We start from the raw sequence: 4,868 nt of genomic DNA on the forward strand, positions 1-4,868 counted from the left end.
CTTCTTTTAGGACGCTTTTTCAGTGGATTTTTTGGCTTCCATAACCTTTTGATATTGTTCCGGAAGCACTTTAGCCAAAAACGCATATGCTTCTTTTTGTACTTGCTCCCATAACGGGCCTTTAATCACTTTGATGTTCATCACGATCACCTCTTATTAATCAAGATTGCGGATTCATGTATGAGTTTCTTGGACTTTTTTCGTCGAAAAAAAGATCATTGACATCTGCATCTAATAATTCTGCGATCTTGAAAGCGTCTGATAGTGTTGGATTGCAATAACCATTTTCCCAGTTGCTAATAGTTGTTTTTCTTTTGTTTAGCTGTCTGGCTAATTGTTCTTGCGTTAATCCTTTTCTCTTTCTAGCCTCAATTAGCCGTAAATTTTTACGCATTGGTTCACCACCTTAATCCAAGATTCTTGAACCTTTTGATTTCATTATAAATCCAAACTTTTTGGATGTCAACATTTTTGTATGAGTTTTTTGGACATTATTTTTTAATTAAGTACAACAATGTTGAACTTTTATGTACAAAAATGTTCAATTATATTGAACTTTTATCATTTAATAAAGTACAATAAAGTTGAATTTTTATATGAAAAACTACGAAAACTATATGAAATGATATGAAGATTTACGAAAACTATATGAAGTTTTATGAAGAAAGGAGAATATTATGTTCGCTCAACGATTACGAAGCGCTCGAAAAGCTAAAAAACTTACTCAAGAAGAATTAGCAACATTGGTAGGTACCACAAAAACGACAATCTCTAATTATGAAACTGGATATAGCACACCTTCCTTTGAGATGCTTAATGAACTAGCCAATGTATTAGATGTAACTACCGATTATCTTTTAGGACGATCAGATGAACCTCAATCAGTCACAAATAGCGGTGTTGGAAAAACTATACCAAAATCACAATTAAAAACATTCTCTAATCGCTTATCAACTGGTATCGAAAAATTAGGATTATCAATAGGAGATGTAGCAAACAAATGTGGAGTAAGCGAATCATACATTAACGAACTTATTCATAACCCAAAACAATTACCCGGAGTAGGTACACTCTATAAACTCGCTGATATATTAGATGTAACACCTGACTATCTTGGTGGCTTTACCCATGATCCACAAAGTATTTCCCCAGACACCCCGAAACCAAAAGAGTTAAAAGAGTTTTTAGAAACACAATCGGTAATGTATGACGGCATCCCACTAACAGACGAAGATAAAGAAAAAATAGATATGGTATTGCAAGCGTTATTTTTAGATGCTAAAAAAAGAAATAAGAGAAAATGATTAGGAATGTTGGGGAAAAACAGGGGGTCGAAAATGTGGCAGTACAAAATATCGTCAAAAAGTTGTTATTGAAACATAAAACCCGTGATCCGTTTATGATTGCTGAAGCAGAAAACATTATTGTTCAAGAAGGCGATCTTCCACCTATAACAAAAGGTATGGCTGTAAAAATTTTAAGACGAAAATACATTGTTATAAATCATACACTACATAGTTATGAAAAAAAGTACGTATGCGCTCATGAGTTAGGACATCACTTGTTACATGATGTTCAGAATCATCGCTTTATTTTGGAAAATACACTGAATCCAAACGGTAAATACGAGCGGGAGGCAAACGAATTTGCAGCTTGTTTATTAATCGACCCGACGATTATTTCAGATGATGATACGATCGAATCTATTGCGGTTAAAGCGAATGTACCAGTAGAGCTAGTAAAACATTACAAGCGATGTATATAATGCCCATTCACGGGCTTTTTATTTAAAAAATATAATTCCAAATATTTACGCATATCTAATGTCATAAAGATTGAAATTCTAATTACTATAGATATGCGTAAATAATTGGAAAGGCAACATTGAGACTAAAATAAATAAATCTCAATGTTGCCTTTATCTATAACACGTATTTCTTTTACAACTTTTCTAATTAGGGCTTGTTTTATTTCAAAGTCTAATTCTTCATCTTTGTGCGCTAAAAACATATCGATCGCTTCCTGCAAAATATTTTCATTAGGTCTATTTTCTTGAAGCGCTTTTATTTGTTTTTCCAATCGGTTATACTCATTAATAAGTGCTTTTTCTTTTTGTTGTAGTTTACTGATTTCTTCTTTTATTTCTTCAAGATTAAGGTCATCTTCATCCGCCAAGGTCACAAGACTGATCAAGCGCTTGCGGCCTTTTTTTGTTCGCTCAATTTCTTTTTGCAGTCTTTCTAGTTCTTTTCGTTCGAATAAATCATCGTCCTCATTAGGCTTGAACTCTCTAATTCGTTCCGGATGGTTAAATAAATCAACGATATAATTCCATACTTCTTCTTCTAATTCATCTGCTCTGATTCTCATTCCACACCCAGGATTTTTAGTTCCAGCTGTATTTTTAACGTCTGTATATTCCCGAAAGTATTTTCCCCAGTTTTTTGCATATCGCCCTGTCATTGTATTGCCACATTGTGCACAACGAACTAATCCGGACAGCAGATAACGACGTTTCGCTTGTTTAGCATATCGACGTCGCGATTGTTCTAAAAGCTGTTGTGCTTGTTGGAACTGTTCTTTTGAAATAATAGCTGGAACATCAACGTAAATCCATTCTTCTTTAGGTCTTAATCGCATCGGCACTTTATCTTTTTTATATTTATTTGCAAGCATGCCCTCCGTGTTCCATTTATTTTGCGGCCGTTTCCCTGTATAAGTCTCATTCATCAAAATCTGCCGCACAACTTGACGATGCCATTTAGTTTTTCCTGTTTTTGTTGGTATTTGTTTTTCAGTTAGGTACTTCGCAATTCCGTTGACTCCCTTAAATCTACTGTCCGGTTTTGTGAAACTGTCGAATATAAAACGTACTATTTCAGCTTCTTGTTCATTTATAATCATTTTACCTGTTTTTTTGTCATAATCGTAACCATATACTTTATCGTCTTTAACAACTTTTCCTTCTTTCGCTTTTCTGATACGCCCAGCCATTGTCCGTTCTCTAATTTTTGCTTTTTCAAACTCTGAAATAGCACCGCGCATAGAAAAAAATAATTTTCCTTCAGGTGTATCGGCGTAATCTCCGTTTACGAATTGTAAATCAACCCCGTTTTTTCGAAACTCATCATCAATTAGCAACTGATGCATGAGATTACGTGCTAACCGGTCTGGATCGTAGACAATAACGGTATCAATAATTCCCTTTTGTACATCATTTCGCAATTTTTCAAGTCCTGGACGTTCTAAAAATTCACCCGAATATCCTTCATCTGTATATATTAACACATCATCGGTTCCGGCTTTCTTCTTCGCCTCGTCGATTTGATGAGCTATTGAGTATCCCCTGTGCGCCGATTCCTCTGTCGATACCCTTGCGTAGATAGCCTTCATTTCTTGCTATCTCCTTTCTATACAACCTCACTAAATAATGATAACAGTCTTGAATGTTCTTGTCAGTATGAGGACCTTTGAAGATTTTCACATTCATGTTGCATACCTCCCTTTAGTGAAAGGTATGCTTGATGTGGTTGTACTAATGAGTTAGGATAGAAAAACTCGTTTTTCTTCCTATTTTTAATGGTATACTTTTCACCGCATTCAAACAAAAAGGAGAAGCACGATCTTTTTTGCTTGCATAATGCTCCATATATAATTATCATGATTTACATGTGACAATTTTGTCGATTTTTTTACTTGACATGTTTTTTGGTTTAAAATATCGAGAAAAAGTTGATATTATACGATTTTTGAACGAAATTCGTTAAATATTTCATTTTGTTATAATAAAATCAAAATCACTTTCCTATACTGGATAACATAAAATGCCAGTATAGGAGCGTGGTAATTTCATGGAAAATGATAAACAAAACGAAAAAGGCAGGAACAAGAAAAATTACAAGGGGAGGAATAATAAAATGTTAAGCGTAAAGGAGTTGATTCGAGGTAACGTCGATAATATCAACAAAAAAATGTCTCCTGTAGAAGAAGCTTTAAAACGATTCCGTGATGAAAACGGTTACGATTTTCTAGAAATGATAAATGACGAAAAAACTAGAAAAAAACATCTTTTTAGACAATTACAAAAAAAAGACTACAATGATAATGAGTTTTTTGAATTGTTCCAAGACAAACAAGGGGAATAAGGGTTTTAGTAGGAGGTATAGCTATGGATCGACTTGAATTCCGACAAGGAGATATAATTTGGTTCGATTTTCCAGAAGAAGATCCAAAACCTCAATATACAATTAAAGGAAGTCATCCTGCCCTTTTGCTACATGATTATACTTTACCAAATCAAACAGTGATTTTAGCTCCTTTAACATCTCTGTATGATGACCAAGGAAATAAAAAGGAGCTAAAATCTTATCATTTACCGCTTTATAAAAAAGACTACCCACAATTAAAATGTGATTCATATGTGAAATTAGACCAGATCATGACTTTTTCACGTAACAAAATAGGGTCATATATATGTTCTTTAAATGAAATAGACAGGGCTGCTCTACACCTCAAACTTATAGAATCACTCCAAATGCATGACACTATTAAAGAAATTGTTGTAAAACAAATAGAACATACTGTCCAAAAATTGCTTGAAGAATACATTGAAAAAATGATAAAAGAAGACGAAAAATAATGAGTTTGTATAACAATGCAGTCTTAAGTCACAATACATACCATTAGAAGGCCGGCGTCTCACTCCACCTTCTTTTTTATGATGGACAAAAAAAGGGCCTACTCAAAGCGAGTAGGCTCCTGCTTATTATTTCAAATTGTCGATAGCGTATTGTGCTTCCTCCGGGGTGAATTTTTCCCCGTGCTCGGAAGTTAGCTGCTCATAAATCGCTTGATTGGACATATTCATC

The 4,868-nt window shown here is 34.2% G+C and carries 8 protein-coding genes and 1 pseudogene; 5 read left to right on the forward strand and 4 right to left on the reverse strand.

Annotated features, from left to right (window positions below; all coding sequences use genetic code 11):
* Positions 1–6: 6 nt before the first annotated feature.
* Together VIL26_00675 and VIL26_00680 are read right to left on the reverse strand one after the other, a co-directional pair.
* Positions 7–141: a hypothetical protein gene (locus tag VIL26_00675; protein ID HEY8389460.1), complete on the reverse strand. Its 135-nt coding sequence runs from the start codon at positions 139–141 to the stop codon at positions 7–9.
* A gap of 19 nt (positions 142–160) precedes the next feature.
* Entirely contained in the window at positions 161–394 is a 234-nt protein-coding gene (locus VIL26_00680; protein ID HEY8389461.1) for a helix-turn-helix transcriptional regulator, read from the reverse strand.
* 283 nt (positions 395–677) lie between these two features.
* Between VIL26_00680 and VIL26_00685 the strand changes: the two are divergent.
* The 3 genes and pseudogenes from VIL26_00685 (at position 678) to VIL26_00695 (ending at position 1,765) form a co-directional block, all read left to right on the forward strand.
* A pseudogene (locus VIL26_00685) lies at positions 678–875 on the forward strand (helix-turn-helix transcriptional regulator).
* An 84-nt stretch (positions 876–959) separates the two neighbouring features.
* Positions 960–1,304 carry a helix-turn-helix transcriptional regulator gene (locus VIL26_00690; GenBank protein HEY8389462.1) on the forward strand — a complete coding sequence of 115 codons (345 nt, stop codon included), beginning with the start codon at positions 960–962 and terminating at the stop codon, positions 1,302–1,304.
* Between the two features lie 35 nt (positions 1,305–1,339).
* Positions 1,340–1,765: an ImmA/IrrE family metallo-endopeptidase gene (locus tag VIL26_00695; protein HEY8389463.1), complete on the forward strand. Its 426-nt coding sequence runs from the start codon at positions 1,340–1,342 to the stop codon at positions 1,763–1,765.
* A gap of 125 nt (positions 1,766–1,890) precedes the next feature.
* Here the strand turns inward: VIL26_00695 and VIL26_00700 are convergent, their stop codons facing one another.
* Entirely contained in the window at positions 1,891–3,393 is a 1,503-nt protein-coding gene (locus VIL26_00700; GenBank protein HEY8389464.1) for a recombinase family protein, read from the reverse strand.
* Positions 3,394–3,851: 458 nt separating this feature from the next.
* On the opposite strand from VIL26_00700, the gene VIL26_00705 reads away from it, so the two are divergent.
* Together VIL26_00705 and VIL26_00710 are read left to right on the forward strand one after the other, a co-directional pair.
* Positions 3,852–4,145, forward strand: coding sequence for a hypothetical protein (locus VIL26_00705; GenBank protein HEY8389465.1), 294 nt, complete (start codon positions 3,852–3,854; stop codon positions 4,143–4,145).
* A gap of 23 nt (positions 4,146–4,168) precedes the next feature.
* On the forward strand, positions 4,169–4,639 hold the full coding sequence (locus VIL26_00710) for a type II toxin-antitoxin system PemK/MazF family toxin (protein HEY8389466.1): 471 nt from the start codon (positions 4,169–4,171) through the stop codon (positions 4,637–4,639).
* A gap of 126 nt (positions 4,640–4,765) precedes the next feature.
* On the opposite strand, the gene VIL26_00715 is transcribed toward VIL26_00710, so the two are convergent.
* On the reverse strand, positions 4,766–4,868 hold a 103-nt coding region (locus VIL26_00715; GenBank protein HEY8389467.1), incomplete at its 5' end, for an Ltp family lipoprotein.

It is taken from the genome of Clostridia bacterium (assembly GCA_036562685.1).
Lineage (GTDB): Bacteria > Bacillota > Clostridia > Christensenellales > DUVY01 > DUVY01.